23 protein-coding genes and 1 pseudogene are annotated in these 21995 nt (G+C 53.6%); 21 read left to right on the top strand and 3 right to left on the bottom strand.

Annotated elements, in window-relative coordinates:
• The 20 genes and pseudogenes from C3451_RS18580 to C3451_RS24585 all read left to right on the top strand — a co-directional run bounded on the left by C3451_RS18580 (position 1) and on the right by C3451_RS24585 (position 16909).
• Positions 1-678 carry an HK97 family phage prohead protease gene (locus C3451_RS18580; RefSeq protein ID WP_016063561.1) on the top strand — a complete coding sequence of 226 codons (678 nt, stop codon included), beginning with the start codon at positions 1-3 and terminating at the stop codon, positions 676-678.
• A gap of 2 nt (positions 679-680) precedes the next feature.
• Positions 681-1838: a phage major capsid protein gene (locus tag C3451_RS18575; RefSeq protein WP_045626368.1), complete on the top strand. Its 1158-nt coding sequence runs from the start codon at positions 681-683 to the stop codon at positions 1836-1838.
• A gap of 33 nt (positions 1839-1871) precedes the next feature.
• A complete protein-coding gene (locus C3451_RS18570) occupies positions 1872-2198 on the top strand; it encodes a head-tail connector protein (protein ID WP_080464917.1) in 327 nt (108 codons plus the stop codon).
• Positions 2198-2536 (top strand): phage head closure protein, encoded by a 339-nt coding sequence (locus tag C3451_RS18565; RefSeq protein WP_033146298.1) that lies wholly within the window; start codon positions 2198-2200, stop codon positions 2534-2536. The genes C3451_RS18570 and C3451_RS18565 overlap by 1 nt, the downstream gene beginning before the upstream one ends.
• Positions 2533-2982: an HK97-gp10 family putative phage morphogenesis protein gene (locus C3451_RS18560; protein ID WP_006809157.1), complete on the top strand. Its 450-nt coding sequence runs from the start codon at positions 2533-2535 to the stop codon at positions 2980-2982. Before C3451_RS18565 ends, C3451_RS18560 begins: the two co-directional genes overlap by 4 nt.
• Positions 2979-3326, top strand: a complete 348-nt coding sequence (locus C3451_RS18555; RefSeq protein ID WP_047362861.1) for a DUF3168 domain-containing protein — start codon at positions 2979-2981, stop codon at positions 3324-3326. The genes C3451_RS18560 and C3451_RS18555 overlap by 4 nt, the downstream gene beginning before the upstream one ends.
• Positions 3327-3385: 59 nt before the next feature.
• Positions 3386-3805, top strand: a pseudogene (locus tag C3451_RS18550) (phage tail tube protein); the annotation flags it as partial.
• Positions 3806-3837: 32 nt separating this feature from the next.
• Positions 3838-4221, top strand: a complete 384-nt coding sequence (locus tag C3451_RS18545; protein WP_033146296.1) for a phage tail assembly chaperone — start codon at positions 3838-3840, stop codon at positions 4219-4221.
• Between the two features lie 8 nt (positions 4222-4229).
• Positions 4230-4508 carry a DUF4035 domain-containing protein gene (locus tag C3451_RS18540; RefSeq protein WP_045332808.1) on the top strand — a complete coding sequence of 93 codons (279 nt, stop codon included), beginning with the start codon at positions 4230-4232 and terminating at the stop codon, positions 4506-4508.
• A 57-nt stretch (positions 4509-4565) separates the two neighbouring features.
• Positions 4566-4754, top strand: a complete 189-nt coding sequence (locus tag C3451_RS18535; protein WP_059291502.1) for a YebO family protein — start codon at positions 4566-4568, stop codon at positions 4752-4754.
• A 43-nt stretch (positions 4755-4797) separates the two neighbouring features.
• Positions 4798-8052: a phage tail tape measure protein gene (locus C3451_RS18530; protein WP_124304376.1), complete on the top strand. Its 3255-nt coding sequence runs from the start codon at positions 4798-4800 to the stop codon at positions 8050-8052.
• A 2-nt stretch (positions 8053-8054) separates the two neighbouring features.
• A complete protein-coding gene (locus tag C3451_RS18525) occupies positions 8055-8393 on the top strand; it encodes a phage tail protein (protein ID WP_006809151.1) in 339 nt (112 codons plus the stop codon).
• The gene (locus C3451_RS18520) at positions 8390-9148 is read left to right on the top strand and encodes a phage minor tail protein L (RefSeq protein ID WP_016240208.1); all 759 of its coding nucleotides are present in this window, start codon (positions 8390-8392) and stop codon (positions 9146-9148) included. Before C3451_RS18525 ends, C3451_RS18520 begins: the two co-directional genes overlap by 4 nt.
• Positions 9149-9150: 2 nt before the next feature.
• A complete protein-coding gene (locus C3451_RS18515; RefSeq protein WP_102752046.1) occupies positions 9151-9861 on the top strand; it encodes a C40 family peptidase in 711 nt (236 codons plus the stop codon).
• Positions 9861-10445, top strand: a complete 585-nt coding sequence (locus C3451_RS18510; protein ID WP_044901844.1) for a tail assembly protein — start codon at positions 9861-9863, stop codon at positions 10443-10445. Before C3451_RS18515 ends, C3451_RS18510 begins: the two co-directional genes overlap by 1 nt.
• A gap of 53 nt (positions 10446-10498) precedes the next feature.
• Positions 10499-14344: a DUF1983 domain-containing protein gene (locus C3451_RS18505; protein WP_124304372.1), complete on the top strand. Its 3846-nt coding sequence runs from the start codon at positions 10499-10501 to the stop codon at positions 14342-14344.
• A gap of 42 nt (positions 14345-14386) precedes the next feature.
• On the top strand, positions 14387-14701 hold the full coding sequence (locus tag C3451_RS18500) for a hypothetical protein (RefSeq protein WP_017694302.1): 315 nt from the start codon (positions 14387-14389) through the stop codon (positions 14699-14701).
• Complete coding sequence (locus C3451_RS18495; protein ID WP_022651030.1) at positions 14702-15373, top strand: hypothetical protein; 672 nt, start codon at positions 14702-14704, stop codon at positions 15371-15373.
• A gap of 107 nt (positions 15374-15480) precedes the next feature.
• Positions 15481-15714 (top strand): hypothetical protein, encoded by a 234-nt coding sequence (locus C3451_RS18490; RefSeq protein ID WP_017382566.1) that lies wholly within the window; start codon positions 15481-15483, stop codon positions 15712-15714.
• Between the two features lie 58 nt (positions 15715-15772).
• A complete protein-coding gene (locus C3451_RS24585) occupies positions 15773-16909 on the top strand; it encodes a tail fiber domain-containing protein (RefSeq protein ID WP_240034216.1) in 1137 nt (378 codons plus the stop codon).
• Between the two features lie 130 nt (positions 16910-17039).
• Here the strand turns inward: C3451_RS24585 and C3451_RS18475 are convergent, their stop codons facing one another.
• Positions 17040-17306, bottom strand: a complete 267-nt coding sequence (locus tag C3451_RS18475; protein WP_047362853.1) for a DinI family protein — start codon at positions 17304-17306, stop codon at positions 17040-17042.
• A gap of 423 nt (positions 17307-17729) precedes the next feature.
• On the opposite strand from C3451_RS18475, the gene pepN reads away from it, so the two are divergent.
• Complete coding sequence (gene pepN, locus C3451_RS18470) at positions 17730-20342, top strand: aminopeptidase N (protein ID WP_124304371.1); 2613 nt, start codon at positions 17730-17732, stop codon at positions 20340-20342.
• An 89-nt stretch (positions 20343-20431) separates the two neighbouring features.
• Here the strand turns inward: pepN and ssuB are convergent, their stop codons facing one another.
• Together ssuB and ssuC are read right to left on the bottom strand one after the other, a co-directional pair.
• Complete coding sequence (ssuB, locus tag C3451_RS18465; RefSeq protein WP_022647644.1) at positions 20432-21202, bottom strand: aliphatic sulfonates ABC transporter ATP-binding protein; 771 nt, start codon at positions 21200-21202, stop codon at positions 20432-20434.
• A complete protein-coding gene (gene ssuC / locus C3451_RS18460; protein ID WP_023299738.1) occupies positions 21199-21990 on the bottom strand; it encodes an aliphatic sulfonate ABC transporter permease SsuC in 792 nt (263 codons plus the stop codon). Before ssuC ends, ssuB begins: the two co-directional genes overlap by 4 nt.
• Between the last annotated feature and the right edge of the window lie 5 nt (positions 21991-21995).

Here is a 21995-nt window from a genome sequence, read left to right as displayed (position 1 = left end):
ATGCCTGAGATCGTAAAAACGCTGTCCTTCGACGAGACAGAAATCAAATTCACCGGTGACGGTAAACAGGGGATTTTTGAAGGCTACGCCTCTGTTTTTAATAACACCGATTCCGATGGCGACATCATTCTGCCCGGGGCGTTTAAAAACGCACTGGCGAACCAGACCCGCAAAGTGGCGATGTTTTTCAACCACAAGACGTGGGAGCTGCCGGTTGGTAAATGGGACAGCCTGGCCGAAGACGAAAAAGGCCTGTATGTGCGCGGTCAACTTACCCCAGGGCACAGCGGCGCCGCCGACCTGAAAGCGGCAATGCAGCACGGTACGGTTGAAGGTATGTCGGTTGGCTTTTCCGTTGCGAAAGACGATTACACCATCATTCCAACAGGCCGCATTTTTAAGAATATCCAGGCTCTGCGTGAAATCAGCGTCTGCACTTTCCCCGCCAACGAACAGGCTGGCATCGCAGCCATGAAGAGTGTCGACGGCATTGAAACAATTCGTGATGTGGAGAACTGGCTGAGGGATTCAGTCGGGCTCACCAAATCACAGGCAGTTGGGCTAATAGCCCGGTTTAAGTCAGCGATTCGGAGCGAGTCCGAGGGCGACGGAAACGAAGCACAAATCAACGCTCTGCTTCAGAGCATTAAATCTTTCCCTTCTAATTTAGGTAATTAATTATGTCTGAACTCGCTCTCATTCAAAAAGCTATTGAAGAATCCCAGCAGAAAATGTCCCAGCTTTTCGATGCACAGAAAGCAGAAATCGAAAGCACGGGTAAGGTATCCAAACAGCTGCAGGCCGACCTGGTGAAGGTACAGGAAGAACTGACCAAATCCGGTACCCGCCTCTTCGATCTTGAACAGAAACTGGCATCCGGCGCTGAGAATCCGGGTGAGAAGAAATCCTTCTCTGAACGAGCTGCTGAAGAGCTCATTAAGTCATGGGACGGTAAACAGGGCACCTTCGATGCGAAGACGTTCAATAAGTCGCTCGGCAGTGACGCTGACTCTGCTGGCGCACTGATCCAGCCTATGCAGATCCCGGGAATTATCATGCCGGGCCTGCGCCGTCTAACCATCCGTGACCTGCTGGCTCAGGGCCGCATTTCCAGTAACGCTCTGGAATATGTGCGTGAAGAGGTGTTTACCAATAACGCCGATGTGGTGGCTGAAAAAGCGCTTAAGCCAGAATCGGATATCACATTCAGCAAGCAGACCGCGAACGTGAAGACTATCGCGCACTGGGTGCAGGCATCACGTCAGGTGATGGACGATGCGCCAATGCTGCAGTCATACGTCAACGGCCGTCTGATGTATGGCCTGGCGCTGAAGGAAGAAGGCCAACTGCTGAACGGCGACGGTACCGGGGATAACCTGGAAGGTCTGAACAAAGTGGCAACCGCCTACGACACCTCGCTGAATGCCACTGGTGACACCCGCGCTGACATTATCGCTCACGCTATTTACCAGGTGACAGAGTCTGAGTTTAGCGCTTCCGGTATCGTCCTGAACCCGCGCGACTGGCACAACATTGCGCTGCTGAAAGACAACGAAGGCCGCTATATCTTCGGTGGTCCTCAGGCGTTTACCAGTAACATCATGTGGGGCCTGCCAGTGGTTCCGACTAAGGCGCAGGCCGCCGGCACCTTTACGGTGGGCGGTTTTGATATGGCCTCACAGGTGTGGGATCGCATGGATGCCACCGTGGAAGTCAGCCGTGAAGACCGCGATAACTTCGTGAAAAACATGCTGACCATCCTGTGTGAAGAGCGCCTGGCGCTGGCGCACTATCGCCCGACGGCAATCATCAAGGGCAGTTTCTCTTCTGGCTCATGATGGAGGGGGCGGGGTGACCCGCCCTTTTAACGTATGGCGATAGATGTTCTGGATGTAATTGGCCTCCGCCTGTTTAAGCAGCAGATTGAATTTGAGGAAGACGACAGGGACGAGCTGATCACCCTGTACGCTCAGGCCGCTTTTGACTACTGCATACGCTGGTGCGATGAACCAGCATGGAAGGTTGCGGCTGATATTCCTGCCGCCGTTAAGGGCGCCGTTCTGCTTGTCTTTGCTGACATGTTTGAACACCGGACGGCACAAAGCGAAGTGCAGCTTTATGAGAATGCAGCCGCCGAACGCATGATGTTCATTCATCGCAACTGGCGCGGTAAAGCCGAATCAGAGGAGGGATCCTGATGGAACCTGGACGATTCAGGCACCGGGTAAAAATTCTCACCTTCACGACTTCACGCGATCCATCTGGTCAGCCGGTTGAATCGTGGACAGGTGGCAACCCGGTCCCGGCTGAGGTAAAGGGGATCAGCGGCAGAGAGCAGATGTCAGGCGGCGCGGAAACGGCGCAGGCAACCAATCGGGTCTGGATGCGCTTCAGGTCAGAGCTGAATGCCTCTTCTCGTCTGGAAGTCCTCAGCGGCCCGTATAAAGGTCAGGTGCTAAATATCATCGGTCCTCCTGTAGCAAATGCGACCGGCACTCGCCTGGAAATTCTTTGCAAAACGGGAGTTGAAAAATGATTGAGACGAGCCTCGATTTTTCCGGGCTGAATGACATTGCAAAGGATCTGGAGGCGCTTAGCCGTGCTGAAAACAACAAGGTTCTGCGTGATGCTACGCGCGCCGGTGCCGAAGTGCTTAAGGAAGAGGTGATCGCACGCGCACCAGTGCGCACCGGGAAACTGAAAAAAAACGTGGTGGTGGTGACCCAAAAAAGCCGCCGCCGCGGGGAGATTTCTTCCGGCGTCCATATTCGTGGCGTTAACCCTCGCACCGGCAACAGCGATAACACGATGAAGGCGAATAACCCGAGAAACGCCTTTTACTGGCGCTTTGTGGAGCTTGGCACTGCGAACATGCCTGCGCATCCTTTTGTGCGACCCGCTTACGATACGCGCGAGGAAGAGGCCGCCAGCGTCGCCATTGCTAGGATGAATCAGGCTATTGATGAGGTGTTGAGCAAGTGAATGAAGATGATATCTACGCTTTGCTTTCTCCCCTGGCAGAAGGGCGGGTATATCCCTACGTTGCGCCATTAGGTAGTGACGGGAAACCGTCTGTCTCTCCACCCTGGATTATCTTTTCCATCGTCGATGATGTTTCCGCTGACGTGCTGTGTGGCCAGGCAGAGAGCAGGGTTTCCATTCAGGTAGATGTGTATTCCACTACGATCACTGAATCACGCACCCTGAGAGATTTGGTGCTCTCTTCGCTTGAGCCGTTAACCCCTACAGAGGTGGTAAAAATCCCCGGGTACGAGCCAGATTATCGGCTCTACCGTGCCACCCTGGATTTTAAAGTTACCCCCTGACAATTAATTCACCCAACGAACCCGCCTGATGGCGGGTTTTCTTTTTCCAGGAGACAGCTATGTCTGCACTTTATGAAAAATCGCAGCTGACGAAGATCCTTATTTCCTCCCTGCCAGCCACCAAAGAAACGATGGATTCCGCAACCTTTCTCGATCTGAGTTGCACCATCAAAGAAATTCAGTTCACCGGTGGTCAGAAGCAGGATATCGACGTAACAACGCTTTGTTCGACCGAGCAGGAGAACATTAACGGCCTGCCTTCTCCGTCAGAAATCTCTCTGTCCGGCAACTTCTACAAGAATCCGGCGCAGGACGCCTTGCGTGATGCGTATGACAACGATACGACCTACGCTTTCCAGGTCATTTTCCCGTCTGGCAAAGGCTTTAAGTTCCTGGCTGAAATCCGCCAGCACACCTGGTCTTCCGGTACCAACGGCGTAGTGGCGGCAACGTTCTCCCTGCGCCTGAAAGGTAAGCCTGAAAGCATCGAGTCTGGCTCCTGAGAGGTCGCATGAAGAATATTAAAAATCTCGCCCTGGCTAAGATGTCGGGTTTCCGTCATAAGACGGTCGCCGTTCCTGAGTGGGAAGGCGTCAAAGTGGTTCTGCGTGAGCCGTCTGGTGAAGCCTGGCTGCGCTGGCAGGAAGTGGTGAAAGCGGGTGATGATGACGAAAATGTGTCGGTATCGGAAAAGGCACACCGTAATCTTTGCGCTGATGTGGTTCTGTTCATTGATGTTCTGTGTGATACCGATAAGCAGCCGGTATTCAGTGCTGAAGAAGAAGAGCAGGTGCGTGAAATTTACGGACCCATCCATTCACGCCTGCTCAAACAGGCGCTTGACCTGATCAACAACGCGGACGAAGCGCGGGAAAAGTCTCAACCCCCGGCGTAAAGTTTCTGATGTCGCTTGCGCTCCGGATGGGGCGCACGCTCTCAGAGCTTCGGCAGAATATGACGGCAAGCGAGCTTCTGATGTGGATTGAGTTTGACAGGCAAAGTCCGGTTGGCGATATCCGTGGCGACATTCAGGCAGCCCAGCTCGTCTCTGCCATCTACGGTTCGCAGGGGGCAAAAGTACCGCTGGACGATGCGATCCTGCGATGGGGTGGTGATGAGCAATCAGAACCGAAGGACCCGTTTGCAGGGCTTGAAGCGGCGCTAACAGCTGCGACACAATAATTGCTTCACATGTCATCAATGTGGCGATACGCTCTTTCCTTAAGAAAAGGAGGCGTTATGGAACCACTAGTAGTAGTGTTTGGAATATTCGGCTGGTTGATAAATCTAATTGTGATTTTTTATTTAATACGGTTTAGCACAAGGGCAAATGAACAAGTTGAAGCCCTTAAAGAGATAAATAAAAAACAAGATGCGCAAATAGATTTATTAATACAAGTCGCTCACAAAAGAAAAGACAGTTTATAACTCACGACCCGCTATCAAGCGGGTTTTTTTTATGGGTGAAAATATGGCTACGTTGCGCGAACTGATCATCAAAATATCTGCAAACTCTCAGTCATTTCAGTCTGAAATTTCTCGTGCTTCAAGAATGGGGAATGACTATTACCGGGTAATGCAGACTGGAGGACGCCAAGCGGCCGCAGCTTCGCGTGAAACTCAGCGTGCCTTAGCTGAGGTAACTAGTCAAATAAACACCGCGAAGGCCTCAGCGCTGGGAATGGCAGGTGCATTTGCTGGAGCATTTGCGACTGGTCATCTTATATCGCTGGCCGATGAATGGAGCTCTGTTAATGCCAGGCTAAAGCAGGCTTCCCAATCGTCTGATGATTTCACGGAGTCTCAGCGGGCGCTGATGGATATTAGCCAACGAACCGGAACCGCCTTCTCTGATAATGCGAGTCTTTTTGCGCGTTCCGCCGCATCAATGCGTGAATACGGATACAGTTCGCAGCAAGTTCTGGATGTAACCGAGGCCATTTCTACTGGACTAAAGCTATCCGGCGCCAGCACGGCAGAGGCAAGTTCTGTTATCACCCAGTTTAGTCAGGCATTAGCTCAGGGCGTTCTGCGGGGCGAGGAATTCAACTCTGTTAACGAAAACGGTGATCGAGTTATCCGTGCGCTGGCCGCTGGGATGGGTGTAGCTCGTAAAGATCTGAAGGCAATGGCCGATCAGGGGATGCTAACCGCAGATAAAGTTGTCCCGGCCCTGATAAGTCAACTTGGCACTATGCGTGGTGAATTTGAGGCAATGCCGCAGACCGTTTCTGCTGCCACGACGAAAGTCGAAAATGCTTTCATGGCATGGGTAGGTGGAGCTAATGAAGCTACTGGTGCGACAAGTGCTCTTGTTGCTGTATTGAATACAGTTTCTGACAATATCGACACTGTGGCTACGGCTGCCGGAGCTTTGGCTGCAATAGGTGGAGCTCGCTATCTTGGAGGGATGTTTGGCGATCTTGGGAACCAAACGGCGCAATTAATAGATGCCAGAAAGAACGAAATTGCGCTCGCATCTGCAAGGGCTGAATCTGCTACCCAATCACAACGAAAGGCGGCAGCAGATGCGATTGCTGCCGAGCGTGCTTATCAGCTCTCGCTATCCGAGTTGGAACTTGCAAAAAACACAAATGCAGAAGCGACAGCTACACAAAATTCTATTGCCAAACGGCGCGAAATGATAGCCGCCAATGCCACTCTCGTTCAGTCAAATAAAGCAGTATCAGCGTCGCAAGAAGCACTCAACCGATCAACATCGGTAATGAATTTATTCAAGTCTGGCGCTACGGGGCTTTTGTCGTTAGTTGGTGGTTTGCCAGGAATTTTAATGTTGGGTGCTGGGGCGTGGTACACGATGTATCAACGCCAAGAACAAGCCAGGGAATCTGCAATCCAATATGCGGACACAATCGAGCAGGTACGAGATAATCTGAAATCAATGTCTCAGACGCAGATATCCGCCAACCTTGGACAGGCGAATATTTCACTGGATGCTCAAAATAGTGCGATTGAACAGCAGAAGCAGAAAGTTGCTGAATTATCCAATCAACTTTATAACGCAAAATTAGCAGCCAATTCTGCTTCAGAGGGAACATGGCTGTATAACGATGCGGTTGAGAAAGCAGCAGAGTTTGCTTCAGAACTTGCGGTTGAAGAAGGCCGACTTGAGCAAATGCTCAATAAAAGAAAGCAAACACAACAGTTAATAAACGACATAACTGATCAGGCTATAAATAAAACAGTAGAAATGGCTGGCGCCGTAAGTTCTCTTACAGAGATGTATGACCGTCTGAACAAGGTTTCCAGACAGTCTACAGCAGTATCCCCACCAAAATATGCAGGGCCTGTACTTCCTGCACTTGATAATAAGCAGCAGCAAGCTATAGACAAGGCGCAGCGACAGCTTGAGTTGTCCGGTCTTAAGGGATTGGACAAAACCCGCAAGCAGGCGGAATTCGATGCATCTGACCTTAATCTCCCTGCTGGTTGGCGTGAGAAGTATGTCAGCATGGAAGTTGAGTCAGCCAGGCAGTTGCAAGCTATTCGTGACTCAAGCCGCCATAAGGGCGGGAAATCCGAGGCGGAAAAAACAGCTGATGCCTATGACAAGCTGATCAAACAGCAAAAAGAGCAGATTGCCCTGCAAGGCCAGAATACTGAACTGGCGAAGGTTAAATACCAGGTCAGCCAGGGCGAACTTGCTTCTCTGACAGAAGCCCAGAAAAAGACGGTATTGCAGAATGCTGCACTGATTGACCAGGTTAAATTACGTGAGCAACTGCGAAATTACGAAGCCAATCTTGCCGATAGTAACGCCAGCGCCCGAGCAGCCAATGAAGCGCAACTGCTGGGATACGGGCAGGGAACCAGGTTCCGTGAAAGACTTCAGGAGCAGTTCAATCTGCGTAAGGAGTTTGAGCAGAAGAATACCGATCTTCTCCGCCAGCGTCAGGCTGGTGAAATCGACGAGACGTTCTATCAGCAGGGGCTGGCACTTAATAAGCGCTACCTCGAAGAGCGCCTGCGCGACCAGGAGGGATATTACGCAGCTTCTGATGCGCAGCGTGACGACTGGATGACGGGACTGTCTGAGGGTTATGCGAACTGGGTGGACGAAGCTACTGATTATTCTTCCATGGCCGCTGACGGCATGAAGCAGGCCATGGGTGGCGCGGTCACCACGATCACCGACATGCTCAATGGAAACGTTGACAGCTGGAAGGACTGGGGCGTGAGCGTACTGAAGATCATCCAGAACGTTCTGGTGAACATGGCTGTTGCTAATGGCGTCAGCTCAATTGGATCACTGTTCAGTTTTGGCGCCTCGTCAGCCGCAACCGCCAGCAGCGGTACCGCTATTCAGAATGCCGGCGCGAACTTTACCTTTAATGCGAAGGGTAATGTTTACGACTCTCCGTCCCTGAGCGCTTACAGCAATGGCGTTTTTCAGACGCCTCAGCTGTTTGCTTTTGCCAAAGGTGCGGGGATTTTCGGCGAGGCAGGTCCTGAAGCCATTATGCCACTCACGCGGGCACCTAATGGTGATCTTGCTGTTCGCGCAGTAGGGATGCCGCAGGTCTCTGGTGGCGTGCCTTCAGTTAACTTCGGCGATATCAATATTCAGGGCGGTTCTCCACAGGCGTCCAGTCAGGGTACTGCCGGAGCAGCAGGCAGGCAGCTTAAGGATGCCATCACTGGTGTCATTAACGAACAGGCCAGCATGCCGGGCTCGCCTCTGTGGCGATTAATCAAGGGAGTTTAACCATGGCAGTCGAAACCTTCAGCTGGTGCCCAAAGGTTGCCTCTCAGGTTGATACAAATTTTCGTACCCGAAAGGCACAGTTTGGCGATGGCTATGCGCAGGTTGCCGGGGACGGTATCAACCCGGTAACACCTCAGTGGAGCGTGAGCTTTACCGGTGACGAGGCTTACATTCAGACCATTAAAAACTTTCTGAACAGACATGCCGGGTGGAAGTCATTTATCTGGAAGCCGCCGCTTGAGCCTTCAGGTTTATGGCGCGCGGAATCCTTCCAGATATCTACCCACGGCAACAAAAAATACACCCTCAGCAGTACATTCATACAGGCATACCATCCATGAGTATTTCATCTGATGTCCAGAAACTGGAACCGGGTAAGCGCGTCCGCCTGATCGAGGTGGACGGCTCAGCGTTCGGTGCGGGTATCCTTCGCTTTCACAACGAGACAATCCCGCATACCGAGGCGGAAATCATCGCCGCAGGCGGCGACGAGTCAAAACTTGAGCCGAAGTCGGTGTGGTGGCAGGGGCAGGAGTATGGCGCGTGGCCGTATGAACTGACCGGCATATCTGTAAGCAGTGACGGCCAGAGTTCACGGCCGTCACTCACTGTTGCAAACATCAGCGGTACGATTGGCGCGCTGTGCCGCAGGTTTCAGGGGATGGCTAAAGCAAAGGTGATCATCCATGACACCTTCGCTCACTACTTGGACGCAAGAAATTTTCCTGGCGGGAACCCGACTGCGAATCCCAACGAGGAGCGCAAACAGGTTTATTACATCGACCGTAAATCAGGGTCAGACGATGAAACCGTAGAGTTTGAGCTTTCCAGTCCAGCCGATTTGCGAGGGCAACTCATTCCGACCCGGCAAATTCAGCCAATGTGCACGTGGTGCATGCGGGGCTGGTACAAAACCGGGAACGGCTGCACCTACGCCGGGCAAAACGGCTGGTTCGATAAAGACGGCAATCGGGTGGACGATCCTTCACAGGATGTTTGCTCCGGATTGCTGTCAACGGGCTGTAAACCTCGCTTCGGAGAGAATGAACAGCTGGATTATGGCGGGTTCCCCGGCGCTTCACTTCTGAGAGGATAATCATGCGCGACAAAACAGTTAGCGCCATTCTGGCGCATGCCGCCACATCCTTCCCCGAGGAGTGCTGTGGCGTGGTTATTCAGAAGGGGCGGGTGGAGAAATACATCCCCTGCAAAAATAATGCTGAGTCGCCGACTGAGCAATTTGAACTCAATCCTGAGGATTATGCGGCCGCCGAAGAGCAGGGCACTGTGGTGGCGATCGTCCACAGTCACCCCGGCGACGGGGCAACAACCCAGCCGAGCGAGCTCGACATGCTGATGTGTGATGCCACGGAACTGCCGTGGATTATTGCATCGTGGCCGGAGGGCGACATTCGCACCGTCATGCCTCGCGGAGACCGACCCCTCACAGGGCGCCAGTTTGTTCTCGGATATGCAGACTGCTGGTCTCTCATCATGGACTATTTCCGCATCGAACACGGCATTGAACTGCCCAACTACAGCGTAGATCGCCACTGGTGGGAGCAGGGTGAAAACCTCTATATGGACAACTGGCAGGAATGCGGTTTTCGTGAGTACGACGGTCCCGCTCAGCCAGGTGACATGGTTATCATGCAGGTTCAGTCCACCGTCCCGAACCATGCCGGGATTTTGCTTGATGGCAACATGCTACTGCATCACATGTATGGCCAGCTAAGCCAGCGTATTCCCTACGGTGGCTATTACCGTGACCGTACCATCAAAATTCTGCGTTATAAGGATTTGATGTAATGGAAAGAAAAACCGTTATCAAACTCAGCGGCTCAATGGCTCAGCGATTTGGCAGGACACATCGCCGCGCACTAACGTCGGCCAGCGAAGTGTTCGGGGCACTTTCTAACACCATTGACGGCTTTGATGCTTATCTGCGTGAAGCTCGGGCAAAGGGACTGGATTTTGTTATTTTCCGGGATCGTCGCAATATCGGGCATGAAGAGTTTGAGATCCTGGGGCCGGGTGATGAGCTAAGAATAATCCCTGTGATAAGGGGCAGTAAAAGAGCTGGAGTTTTCCAGGCGTTGCTCGGAACGGCTCTGGTCGCTGCTGCAATATGGATGCCGGGAGTTAGTATCGCAGCAAGTAACCTCATGTTTTCCGTTGGTGCCGCAATGGCCGTTGGCGGTGTAGTGCAGATGCTCTCTCCTCAGGTTTCAGGTCTGCGAATGCGTCAGGAACCTGATAACAAACCCTCCTATGCGTTTGGTGGTCCCGTTAACACGACAGCATCTGGCAATCCCGTTCCCCTGCTTTATGGGCAACGGGAAATTGGCGGCGCAATTATATCCGCCGGGGTTTATGCAGAAGATCAGCAATAAACCAAACCACGTACTGCATGCCACCTGACGGTGGCTTTTTTTATGGACGCGATATGACGACGACAATCATCAAAGGCCGCGGCAAAGGTGGCAGCAATCAGACCCGTACGCCTGTTGAGGCACCAGACAGCATTCAGTCCATTGCAAGGGCAAAGGTGCTGATTGCTCTTGGGGAGGGGGAGTTCGCCGGCGGGCTTGATGGTAAAAATATTTTCCTTGGCGACTCATCTTCATACACCCCTCTCCAGAACGCCGACGGAAGTTACAATTTCAATAATGTAAAATACGAGTTCCGTTCCGGTACTCAGGACCAGGACTACATTAAGGGCTTCCCCGGCATTGAAAACGAACTTCAGGTTTCATACGAGCTGAAACAGGCTGTGCCGTACGTGCGCGCGGTATCCAACACGCAGCTCTCTGCGCTGCGAATTCGTCTGGGATGGCCAACTCTTTTACTCCAGAAAAACAACGGTGATAAAGTCGGCACCCGCGTCGAGTATGCTATCGATCTGTCGGTCGATGGCGGGCCGTATGAAACGGTGGTTAACGGTGCTGTTGATGACAAAACCACGTCGCTTTATGAGCGCAGTCACCGCGTCAATCTTCCGAAAGCCTCGACTGGATGGCAGTTGCGGGTTCGCAGAATCACGCCGGATTCCACGAGCGAGAATATCGTCGACACCATGCGCGTTGTGGCCGTTACTGAAATTATTGACGCCAAACTTCGCTACGTTAACACAGCGCTGCTGTATGTAGAGTTTGACGCAAAGCAGTTCCCTAATGGCATTCCTCAGGTTGTGTGCAATCCGAAAGGGCGAATCATCCGTGTACCTGATACTTATGATCCCGAAACCCGCACTTATTCTGGTACATGGGAGGGCGTATTTAAATGGGCGTGGACGGATAACCCTGCCTGGATTTATTACGACATCATTCTGAACGAGCGCTTCGGGCTGGGTCAAAGAATCGATGCGACTCAGATAGACAAATGGGAACTTTATCGCATCGCCCAGTATTGCGATCAACTGGTACCAGACGGCAAGGGCGGCAGCGGTACGGAGCCTCGTTTTCGTTGCAACGTTTATATCCAGGACCGTAATGACGCCTGGACCGTACTTCGTGATCTGGCGGGTATATTTCGCGGCATGACGTACTGGGGCGACAATAAGATGTATGTCCTGGCTGATATGCCACGGGATGTGTGGCACATCTATAACCACGCCAGCGTTGTTGAGGGTAAATTTACCTTTGCGGACCCGAGTGAAACCACACGAAACACTGCCGCGCTGGTGAACTGGTCAGACCCAGCCAACCACTATAAAGACACGCCTGAGCCTGTTTACGATAACGATCTGGCCATGCGCTTCGATTATCGTCAGCTCGAAATGACTGCGATCGGCTGCACCAGGCAGTCAGAGGCAAACCGGCGGGGGCGCTGGGCGCTGCTCACTAACGGTATCGGCGAGGTGGTGACCTTCAGCACGGGCATGGACGTTCCACCTGTCGGGGAGGTGATCGGCGTGGCTGCTAACGAGCTGGCCGGAAGAACTATCGGCGGCAGGGTGAGTGGGGTTAACGGCCGCAACATAACCCTCGATCGCGCCGCTGATGTGAAGGCCGGGAACCGGCTGTTTTTGAATCTTCCATCAGGCACAGCTCAGGCCAGAACCGTCCAGGCCGTTAACGGAAACACAGTCACTGTCACCACACCATACAGCGAAACGCCGGAGGCTGAATGTAACTGGGGTGTGGACTCTGACGATCTGTTTATAGCGCTTTTCCGTGTTACGGGAACGCGGGACAACAACGACGGCACTTTCGAGGTCACCGGGACGACTTACAACCCTGATATCTATTCCGCTGTTGATACCGGCGCAAGACTGGACGAGCGGCCAGTCAGTGTCATTCCACCGGGGGTTCAGGCTCCCCCAGGAAATATTGTCGTAGACAGTTACTCTACGGTTAACCAGAACATTGCGATTACCACTATGCGCGTTGCCTGGGATTCTGTTCAGGGTGCAGTTGCGTACGAGGCGGAATGGCGGCGTGACAGCGGCAACTGGGTAAGCGTGCCCCGAACGTCTTCTCTCGGTTTTGAAGTGCAGGGTATCTACTCGGGTCGCTATCTGGTCCGCGTCAGGGCGGTGAACGCCAGCGACGTTTCATCGGTGTGGGCGACATCATCAGAAGTGAATCTTACGGGTAAAGTGGGTAATCCGCCGAAACCTGTCGGCTTCATCGCTTCTGATAATGTGGTTTTCGGTATCGAGCTGAGCTGGGGATTCCCGGCGAACACCGACGACACGCTGAAGACGGAAATTCAGTACAGCCTGACCGGGACGGAAGACGATGCGATGCTGCTGGCAGACGTACCCTATCCGCAGCGCAAGTATCAGCAGATGGGCCTTAAGGCAGGGCAAATTTTCTGGTACCGGGCGCAGCTGGTAGATCGAAGCGGAAACGAATCAGGGTATACAGACTTTGTGCGCGGGCAGGCCAGCATTGATGTATCCGATATCACCGATGCCATTCTTGAGGACATGAAAGGTTCCGATACGTTCAAAGACCTGATCGAGAACGCGGTGGACAGCAGTGGAAAACTGGCAGAACTGGCTGATGCAATAAAAGAGAACGCAGACGGCCTTGCTGCTGCGGTTGGCTCGAACAAGCAGACCGCTGAAGCAATCATCGGGAACGCGCTGGCTATTGCCGATGTTGTCGTGCGCCAGACAGCCCAGCAGGGCGCTAACTCTGCGACTTTCGAACAGCTCCGGGAGGTGATCGCTACTGAGACGGAGGCACGCGTAACGGATGTTACCCGTCTTGAGGCAAAAGCTGAGCAGAACGAGGCGGGAATTACCGAGGTAAGGCAGGCTCTGTCAGATGAAACGCAGGCGAGGGCGACAGCTGTCGACCAGCTCACTGCGAGTACTCAGGTCATTTCTGATAAAGCAGAGTCGGCTTCGAGTAAAGCTGACGCTGCATCAGGTAAGGCAGATGCGGCCGAACAAGCCAGCTCGCAAAATACTGCTGATATCACCACGTTGCGACAGGTTGTCACCGACACGACTTCATCAATGGCATCCCGTCTGGAGGAGCTGGGAGCAAGAACCGATACTGCCAGCGGCGGCATCCAGAATAACGCTATCGCGCTAATAACGAGTACGCTGGCGCAGGTTGATCAGCGGGTGAGACTCAGCGCGCAGTACGGTGACAGCAAGGCCGGCATCGATCGTATTGATAACGTCATGGCAAGCGACAGGGAGGCAACGGCGCGTTCGCTGCTGAGTTTGCAGGCTGACGTGAACGGCAACAAGGCATCCATCAACAGCCTGAATCAGACGTTCTCCGATTACCAGCAGGCCACGGCCACGCAGATAAACGGCATCACGGCGACCATCAACGGACATACCTCAGCCATTACCACTAACGCTCAGGCCATCGCGAACGTTAACGGGGACCTGAAGGCGATGTACAGCATCAAGGTCGGGTTATCCAGCAATGGTCAGTATTATGCGGCAGGGATGGGGATCGGTGTAGAGAATACGCCGTCCGGCATGCAGTCGCAGGTCATCTTCCTGGCTGACCGCTTCGCCGTCACTCACCAGGCCGGAGCCACGGTGACCTTACCGTTCGTTATCCAGAACGGGCAGGTGTTCATCAGAGACGCGCTGATAGGTGATGGCACCATCAGTAACGCCAAGATCGGCAACTACATCCAGTCCAATAACTATGTCGCTGGCTCAGTCGGGTGGAGGCTGGATAAGGGCGGTACGTTTGAGAACTACGGTTCAACACCTGGTGAGGGGGCAATGAAACAGACAAACCAGACAATCAGCGTGCGGGACTCCAGGAATGTTTTGAGGGTGCAGATCGGAAGAATCACGGGAACATGGTAACGGGAGGCCTCTTACGGGGCCTCTTTTTTTCAGGAGGACTGGATGGCGGAATATGGTGTTCAGACATGGGACGCCTCAGGCAAGGTAAACAACTATGGCGTTAAGCCTGTCAGCGTTTGTGGCTATCTCCAGTTGGCACAGAACCAGAAAACAGGCTCTTACACCGTAGCGCTTCCACCGGGTTGCAGGCTGACCTATTTTCAGAGCATGAACGGCGATCAGTTTGGTACAAGTCGGAGGAAGATCACCATTTCGGGGGGAACAGCAACAGTGTCAGCAGTAGGCGATACCGACTACTCAGCAGGGACTGAGCCTGCGGCAGCGGCTTATCTCATTTTCCAGATCGAGAGGGCATAAATGGCGGAGTATGGCGTTTTACTGACGACCACGAGCGGGGAAGTATGGGTGACCGCGAACAGCTCGCCAATCGCTCTTCAGGCGCGAAAGACAGCGGCACTTCAGGGAACATCGGGGTTCAATACCAAAGTGACGCACACATTCCCCGCAGGTCAGCCTGTTGTCGCCTTCGTTCATTGCACGGTTGAGGTCGAAATCACTCAGACGATAAGCGGGAACACCATCACGATTGATTTTCTCAGACCGAATGCAACCGGCACAGCGTACGTTTATTTTTTCTCTATTTTCCCGCAGACAAAGCCAGACTACGGGCTGGCTGTGTGGGATGCATCAGGGACGCTGATTTTAACAAACGAAACGCGCACGCTGAGCGATGTTGTCACCCTCGGTACCGCCGGGGTGGATGCCAGCTCAGGATACAACATCAATACAACTCTGGCGGGGAAGTGGGCCTGCATGCCTGCCATGCTGGGACTAATTACCGGGGTTGTATCGGCTGGCGGTCAGCCGCAGCCCTACTCGGCCATATACAAGAGCATGGCAAAACTTGAGGGAAGCAATACGCGGATATTCGCCAGGCCGCAGACAACCCCCGGCGGCAACCTTCAGAACGTTACGTATTCGAATCTGAGGAACGTGATTATGGCCATTAACTGCGCCAATTATGATTGATCGTTTTGAACGATCAATTTCGAATAATTGATCTACCAAATCAATTATATCCCTTTGATTCATATTGTTATTGTGTAGCTTCATGAATGCCCTGGGATATAACCACTATGAAAAATATGATTCTTTGCCTGGCGGTAGCGGTATTGCTCTCGGGTTGCGCTGGCGTTATTGAGAAGCAGCAACCCGTATGCACCGGAACAGCCCTGGTCGGCGGACAGGAAAGCAGCGTCCAGATCTACGGAGTCCGTAAACAAAACAATCAGACGCAGTACCGTGCCGGTTATCCCTTTAACTGGTCATGGGTGAGCGCCAACACATTCACCAGCACCACCTGCCACTAACCCATTCAGTTTTGAACAAACCCCGCTCCGGCGGGGTTTTTTATTTCCTGGAGAAAACATGATTTATACTACTGGCACTATCGCCATCAGTGGAAACACCCTTACAGGTACCGGCACAAACTTCACTGCTGCTGGTTCTCTTATTCGTAACGGCTGTACCGTTATTGCAATGACCAGCCCTGTGCAGGTATTTCAGATTACCACCATCGGCAGCGCAACAAGTCTCACCGTAACGCCAGCAGCTAACCCAACTGTTCCCGCTGGAACCCGGTTTGCCATTCTTCTGAGTGACAGTCTGAGCGTGGATGGGCTGGCGCAGGATATCGCTGAAACCTTCACGATGTACCAGCGCTACATGAGCGGGTTCGCTGATGTAATGAACGGGGCATCTGATGTCACCATTACTATCAACGGCACTGCCGTTACCGTGCCGGGGCAAAAATCTCTGGCGAAGAAAGGGGCTAACAGCGACATTACCAGCCTTTCCGGTCTGACCACAGCACTAAGCGTGGCTCAGGGGGGAACTGGTGCGAAAAATGCGGCAGACGCCCGCACAAACTTCGGGCTCGGAACCGCAGCACTCAAGAATTATGTAAGCGGCACGAAAGATGATGTGATGCTTCAGGGTTACGGCAATTTAGTAGTTTTATCGCAGTACAACCCGGGCCTACCGCTCTTTCAAACGGGAGTGTATGGAGAATCGTCGCCCGCCGGATGGAAACCAACTACTGCGGGCAGTGGATTCGTTTCGGGTTATGATAGCGTTCGCCGCCAGCAATATTGGATAAGCACTCAGGGAGGTTTCTACGTACGGCACATTGAGGACGCTGCCTATAATATTGGTGCGACCACTTACCCCTGGACGCAGATGCAAGCCGTCGGCACATCAGACATCAACTTTAAAAAAGATATCACTGAACTTGATACGGAAATCGCGCTGGCAAACATCGACGCTATGGAATTCGTATCGTTCAGATATAAGAATGATGACAGTGGGGCGGTACGCCGTGGTGTAATCGCGCAGCAGGTTGAGAAGATTGACCCGCAGTACGTTCACAGCGCCGAGGGAGTGGGCAAAATGACCCTTGACCTTAACCCATTGCTTATGGATGCCCTAGCCGCCATCAAGGCACTTAACGCAAAGGTGGCAGAACTTAGTAAACAGGTTGATGAGCTAAAACAGGGTGGAGCTTGATATACCTGAAGACAGCATATTGAAACGCTTCGCTAAGAAAACCGCCGCCCGTCTTAAGAAAGAACGGGCGGCGGCTGGTTGCTCAGTGTTCATGCCCGAGCAAACGTGGGGAATATTACACGATAGATAGTTAAAGCCCAACCTGGCGAACAGTAGGAGACTCAGAGGTCAGCCACATGTCAGAATCTTCAAACATCTCCTCCAGCATGCGGTTCAGTTTTTCCCGATCGCTTTTGCTGGCGTCGCTATTCAGGCCGTTCGCCTGCATCGGCTTCACCTTCACTTCGGCATCAGGGAAAATCTGATGCACCCGCTTCGTCAGCTCGGCCAGAATTATCTCTCTGGCGCCCGCCAAACCATCAACATTACGCTTGTCATAAACCAGTTCTACGAACATACGTTCTCCGTCAATCACTGTTTAAATATACAGTATTTTTGCTTTGGCGGTTTTGTCTGTCAAGGCATGAACCACTTGTTTTTAAATTTTGGGGAACATACTGCTGGCGTGTTTGTTATCGATTTGCCCTACAGTGCTTATGTGCTCTGGCGCTGACTAGAATTATGCGTGGGGCATGGATGGGGCAAAAGTGGTCTGTGAAGTTCGTTAAAGTTCGCAAATCTCGCTTTTCATCGATCTCTCTCATCCCTTGTTTAATGCGCTCCTGGACGATCTTTATCGATTTTAAAAATTATGAGTTCATATTATAAAAATGTAGCAAAAACGGCGTTGTGCCTGAAAAGATGAACATTCTGCATAGCGCGTTTTACACAACCGGAATATATTGAATCGTTACTCGACAAACGATGCATAAGGTTTTCTATGACACAACAGCCACAAGCTAAATACCGCCACGACTACCGTGCGCCGGATTACCTGATAAGCGATATCGATCTGACCTTCGACCTGGATGCCACAAAAACCGTCGTGACGGCGGTAAGCCAGGTGACGCGCCAGAGCGCGACAGCCGTGCCGCTGCGTCTGGATGGTGAAGACCTGACGCTGGTTTCCCTGCATATTAATGATGAAGCCTGGTCAGACTATAAAGAAGAAGGCAACCAGCTGGTCATCGACAACCTGCCGGAACGCTTTACCCTGCGCATCGTGAATGAAATCAGCCCTGCCGCCAATACCGCGCTGGAAGGGCTTTACCAGTCAGGCGTAGCCCTGTGCACCCAATGTGAAGCCGAAGGGTTCCGCCACATTACCTGGTATCTGGATCGCCCGGACGTCCTGGCGCGCTTTACCACCAAAATTATTGCCGACAAAACGCTGTACCCGTACCTGCTTTCCAACGGCAACCGGATTGGTGAAGGGGAACTGGAGAATGGCCGTCACTGGGTACAGTGGCAGGATCCGTTCCCTAAACCATGCTATTTGTTTGCGCTGGTGGCGGGCGATTTCGATGGTCTGCGCGACACCTTTAAAACGCGCTCTGGCCGTGAAGTCGCGCTGGAGCTGTTCGTGGACCGTGGCAACCTTGACCGCGCCCCGTGGGCCATGACTTCCCTCATCAACTCCATGAAGTGGGATGAAACGCGCTTTGGCCTCGAATATGACCTCGACATCTATATGATCGTTGCGGTCGATTTCTTCAACATGGGCGCGATGGAGAATAAAGGTCTTAACATCTTTAACTCTAAATACGTGCTGGCGCGTACCGATACCGCCACGGATAAAGATTACCTCGATATCGAACGCGTTATCGGCCACGAATATTTCCATAACTGGACCGGGAACCGCGTCACCTGCCGCGACTGGTTCCAGCTGAGCCTGAAAGAGGGCTTAACCGTCTTCCGCGATCAGGAGTTCAGCTCCGATCTGGGATCGCGGGCGGTGAACCGCATCAACAACGTGCGCACCATGCGTGGTCTGCAATTTGCAGAAGATGCCAGCCCAATGGCGCACCCGATCCGCCCGGATAAAGTCATTGAGATGAATAACTTCTACACCCTGACGGTGTATGAAAAAGGCGCTGAAATTATCCGTATGATCCACACCCTGCTGGGCGAAGAGAATTTCCAGAAAGGGATGCAGCTTTACTTTGAGCGTCACGACGGCAGTGCGGCCACCTGCGACGATTTTGTTCAGGCGATGGAAGACGCCTCTAACGTCGATCTGTCTCATTTCCGCCGCTGGTACAGCCAGGCCGGTACGCCGATTGTGACGGTCAAAGACGACTACAACCCGGAAACCGAGCAGTACACGCTGACCATCAGCCAGCGCACGCCGCCAACGGCGGAGCAGGAAGAGAAACATCCGCTGCACATTCCGTTCAGCGTTGAGCTGTACGACAACGAAGGCAACGTGATCCCGTTACAGAAGGGCGGCCACCCGGTGCATAACGTGCTGAACGTGACCCAGGCAGAGCAGACCTTTATCTTCGATAACGTCTATTTCCAGCCCGTTCCTGCCCTGCTGTGCGAATTCTCCGCGCCGGTGAAACTCGAATATAAGTGGAGCGATCAGCAGCTGACGTTCCTGATGCGTCACGCGCGCAACGATTTCTCGCGCTGGGATGCGGCACAAAGCCTGCTGGCGACCTACATCAAGCTGAACGTCAACCGTTACCAGCAGGGCCAGCCGCTGACGCTGCCGGTTCATGTGGCAGACGCCTTCCGTGCCATCCTGCTGGATGAGAACATTGACCCGGCGCTGGCGGCTGAAATTTTGACGCTGCCGTCTGCGACTGAAATCGCCGAGCTGTTTGACATCATCGACCCGATTGCCATCGTCGCCGTGCGTGAAGCGCTGACCCGCACGCTGGCGACCGAACTGGCAGATGAGTTCCTCGCCATTTACAACGCCAACAAGCTGGACGCGTATCGGGTGGAACATGGGGATATCGGTAAACGTTCCCTGCGCAATACCTGCCTGCGCTATCTGGCGTTTGGTGAGGCAGAACTGGCGAACACGCTGGTCAGCAAGCAGTACCACGAAGCCGATAACATGACGGATGCCCTGGCCGCGCTGGCCGCAAGCGTTGCCGCCGAGCTGCCGTGCCGCGATGCGCTTATGCAGGAGTACGACGACAGGTGGCATCAGGATGGTCTGGTGATGGACAAGTGGTTCATCCTTCAGGCCACCAGCCCGGCAGCCGATGCGCTCAGCAACGTACGCAGCCTGCTGAAGCACCGTTCGTTCACCATGAGCAACCCGAACCGCGTCCGCTCGCTGATTGGCGCGTTTGCCAGCAGCAACCCGGCCGCGTTCCACGCCGAAGACGGCAGCGGATATCAGTTCATGGTTGAAATGCTGACCGAGCTGAACAGCCGTAACCCGCAGGTGGCGTCTCGTTTGATTGAGCCGCTGATCCGCCTGAAACGCTACGATGCACAGCGTCAGGCGAAAATGCGTGCCGCACTTGAGCAGCTGAAAGGGCTGGAAAATTTGTCTGGCGATCTGTACGAGAAGATTACAAAGGCGCTGGCCTGATGTAAAAAAGCCCGGTGGCGCTTCGCTTACCGGGCCTACGATTTGCCCTTGCGCCGTGCTCCCTGTTGAAGAGGGCCGGGGTGAGGGCATCAGGCATTAGCCTTTATCCGCTGAATCTCCGCTTCTCCACGTTTCATCACTCTATCCAGCACTTCCGCCTCCAGCTCCGCCAGTCTGGCCGATCCCACCCGGCGAGGACGTGGAATATCCACCGTCAGATCCAGACCAATTTTACCCTCTTCTATTAACAGCACCCTGTCTGCCATTGCCACAGCTTCGCTTACGTCATGCGTCACCAGCAGAACCGTAAAGCCGTGCGTCTGCCAGAGGGTTTCAATCAGGTCCTGCATCTCGATCCGCGTCAGGGCATCAAGCGCGCCGAGCGGTTCATCAAGCAGCAGCAGGCCGGGACGATGAATCAGCGCGCGTGCCAGGGCCACGCGCTGCTTTTGTCCACCCGACAGGGCCGCAGGCCACTCTCCCGCGCGATTCTCCAGCCCGACGGCGGCGAGTGCCTGCCGGGCATCCTCCCGCCAGCTACCCTTCAGGCCCAGCCCGACGTTATCCATCACCGTTTTCCACGGCAGCAGACGCGCGTCCTGAAACATCATGCGCGTATCATCCTGAATCGTGGACAGCGGCGTGGTGCCTGCCAGAATGTCACCGCTGTTTGGCGCCTCCAGCCCGGCTAAAAGACGCAGCAGGGTACTCTTGCCGCCACCGCTGCGGCCAACAACGGCCACAAACTGTCCGGCAGGAATATGCAGATCCAGTGCATTCAGAATGGTGTTATCACCGTAGCGTTTGGTCACGCCGTTCAGCAGTAACGGTGTTCCCTGGTTCAGTCGTGCAGTATTCATGCTTTCGCCTCCTGAGCGGTGTAGGCCGGGTTCCAGCGCAGCCAGCTACGTTCCAGCCACTGGGCGCTGACGTCCGCAAGTTTGCCAAGCAGGGCATAAAGGATAATGGCAACCACCACCACGTCCGTTTGCAGGAACTCGCGGGCGTTCATCGCCAGATAACCAATGCCGGAGTTAGCCGAAATGGTTTCCGCCACGATCAGGGTTAGCCACATCAGGCCGAGCGCAAAACGCACCCCAACCATAATGGAGGGCAGGGCGCCCGGCAGGATCACATGGGTAAACAGGGCAAAACCTGACAGGCCATAGCTGCGGGCCATCTCAACCAGACCGCGATCGATATTGCGGATCCCATGCCAGGTATTGATATAAATCGGGAATAATGTTCCCAGCGCCACGAGGAAAATTTTGGCGCTCTCATCAATGCCGAACCACAGGATAACCAGCGGAATAAGCGCCAGATGCGGCACGTTACGCAGCATTTGAACGGAGGTATCCAGCAGCCGCTCACCCCAGCGGGACAGGCCGCTGATCAGCCCCAGCGTCAGGCCGATGCTCCCGCCAATCGAAAAGCCGATTACCGCGCGCCAGGAGCTGATGGCAAGATGTTGCCACAGCTCACCGCTGGCGCTTAGCGACCAGAACGCTTCCACAACGCCCTCCGGAGAGGGCAAAATACGGCTCGACAGCCAGCCAGTTGAAGACGCCAGTTGCCAGACGAGGACAATGCCGACGGGCAGAAACCACGGTGCGGCGCGCAGCAGCCATTTTTGTGCGGTTGAAGACATGGTGG

Source organism: Enterobacter sp. 301B (genome assembly GCF_003850715.1).
GTDB classification, from domain to species: domain Bacteria; phylum Pseudomonadota; class Gammaproteobacteria; order Enterobacterales; family Enterobacteriaceae; genus Enterobacter; species Enterobacter intestinihominis.
This window is presented reverse-complemented; position numbering and strand designations above follow the sequence as displayed.

What these genes read in the sequence shown, in the direction of transcription:
- C3451_RS18500 (WP_017694302.1), top strand. Translation starts at nt 14,387, where the DNA reads ATGGCGGAATATGGTGTTCAGACATGGGACGCCTCAGGCAAGGTAAAC.
- C3451_RS24585 (WP_240034216.1), top strand. Translation starts at nt 15,773, where the DNA reads ATGATTTATACTACTGGCACTATCGCCATCAGTGGAAACACCCTTACA.
- C3451_RS18545 (WP_033146296.1), top strand. Translation starts at nt 3,838, where the DNA reads ATGAAGAATATTAAAAATCTCGCCCTGGCTAAGATGTCGGGTTTCCGT.
- C3451_RS18515 (WP_102752046.1), top strand. Translation starts at nt 9,151, where the DNA reads ATGCGCGACAAAACAGTTAGCGCCATTCTGGCGCATGCCGCCACATCC.
- C3451_RS18510 (WP_044901844.1), top strand. Translation starts at nt 9,861, where the DNA reads ATGGAAAGAAAAACCGTTATCAAACTCAGCGGCTCAATGGCTCAGCGA.
- C3451_RS18530 (WP_124304376.1), top strand. Translation starts at nt 4,798, where the DNA reads ATGGCTACGTTGCGCGAACTGATCATCAAAATATCTGCAAACTCTCAG.
- C3451_RS18560 (WP_006809157.1), top strand. Translation starts at nt 2,533, where the DNA reads ATGATTGAGACGAGCCTCGATTTTTCCGGGCTGAATGACATTGCAAAG.
- ssuC (WP_023299738.1), bottom strand. Translation starts at nt 21,990, where the DNA reads ATGTCTTCAACCGCACAAAAATGGCTGCTGCGCGCCGCACCGTGGTTT.
- C3451_RS18520 (WP_016240208.1), top strand. Translation starts at nt 8,390, where the DNA reads ATGAGTATTTCATCTGATGTCCAGAAACTGGAACCGGGTAAGCGCGTC.
- C3451_RS18570 (WP_080464917.1), top strand. Translation starts at nt 1,872, where the DNA reads ATGGCGATAGATGTTCTGGATGTAATTGGCCTCCGCCTGTTTAAGCAG.
- C3451_RS18475 (WP_047362853.1), bottom strand. Translation starts at nt 17,306, where the DNA reads ATGTTCGTAGAACTGGTTTATGACAAGCGTAATGTTGATGGTTTGGCG.
- C3451_RS18495 (WP_022651030.1), top strand. Translation starts at nt 14,702, where the DNA reads ATGGCGGAGTATGGCGTTTTACTGACGACCACGAGCGGGGAAGTATGG.
- C3451_RS18535 (WP_059291502.1), top strand. Translation starts at nt 4,566, where the DNA reads ATGGAACCACTAGTAGTAGTGTTTGGAATATTCGGCTGGTTGATAAAT.
- C3451_RS18505 (WP_124304372.1), top strand. Translation starts at nt 10,499, where the DNA reads ATGACGACGACAATCATCAAAGGCCGCGGCAAAGGTGGCAGCAATCAG.
- C3451_RS18540 (WP_045332808.1), top strand. Translation starts at nt 4,230, where the DNA reads ATGTCGCTTGCGCTCCGGATGGGGCGCACGCTCTCAGAGCTTCGGCAG.
- C3451_RS18575 (WP_045626368.1), top strand. Translation starts at nt 681, where the DNA reads ATGTCTGAACTCGCTCTCATTCAAAAAGCTATTGAAGAATCCCAGCAG.
- C3451_RS18490 (WP_017382566.1), top strand. Translation starts at nt 15,481, where the DNA reads ATGAAAAATATGATTCTTTGCCTGGCGGTAGCGGTATTGCTCTCGGGT.
- C3451_RS18580 (WP_016063561.1), top strand. Translation starts at nt 1, where the DNA reads ATGCCTGAGATCGTAAAAACGCTGTCCTTCGACGAGACAGAAATCAAA.
- pepN (WP_124304371.1), top strand. Translation starts at nt 17,730, where the DNA reads ATGACACAACAGCCACAAGCTAAATACCGCCACGACTACCGTGCGCCG.
- C3451_RS18565 (WP_033146298.1), top strand. Translation starts at nt 2,198, where the DNA reads ATGGAACCTGGACGATTCAGGCACCGGGTAAAAATTCTCACCTTCACG.
- ssuB (WP_022647644.1), bottom strand. Translation starts at nt 21,202, where the DNA reads ATGAATACTGCACGACTGAACCAGGGAACACCGTTACTGCTGAACGGC.
- C3451_RS18525 (WP_006809151.1), top strand. Translation starts at nt 8,055, where the DNA reads ATGGCAGTCGAAACCTTCAGCTGGTGCCCAAAGGTTGCCTCTCAGGTT.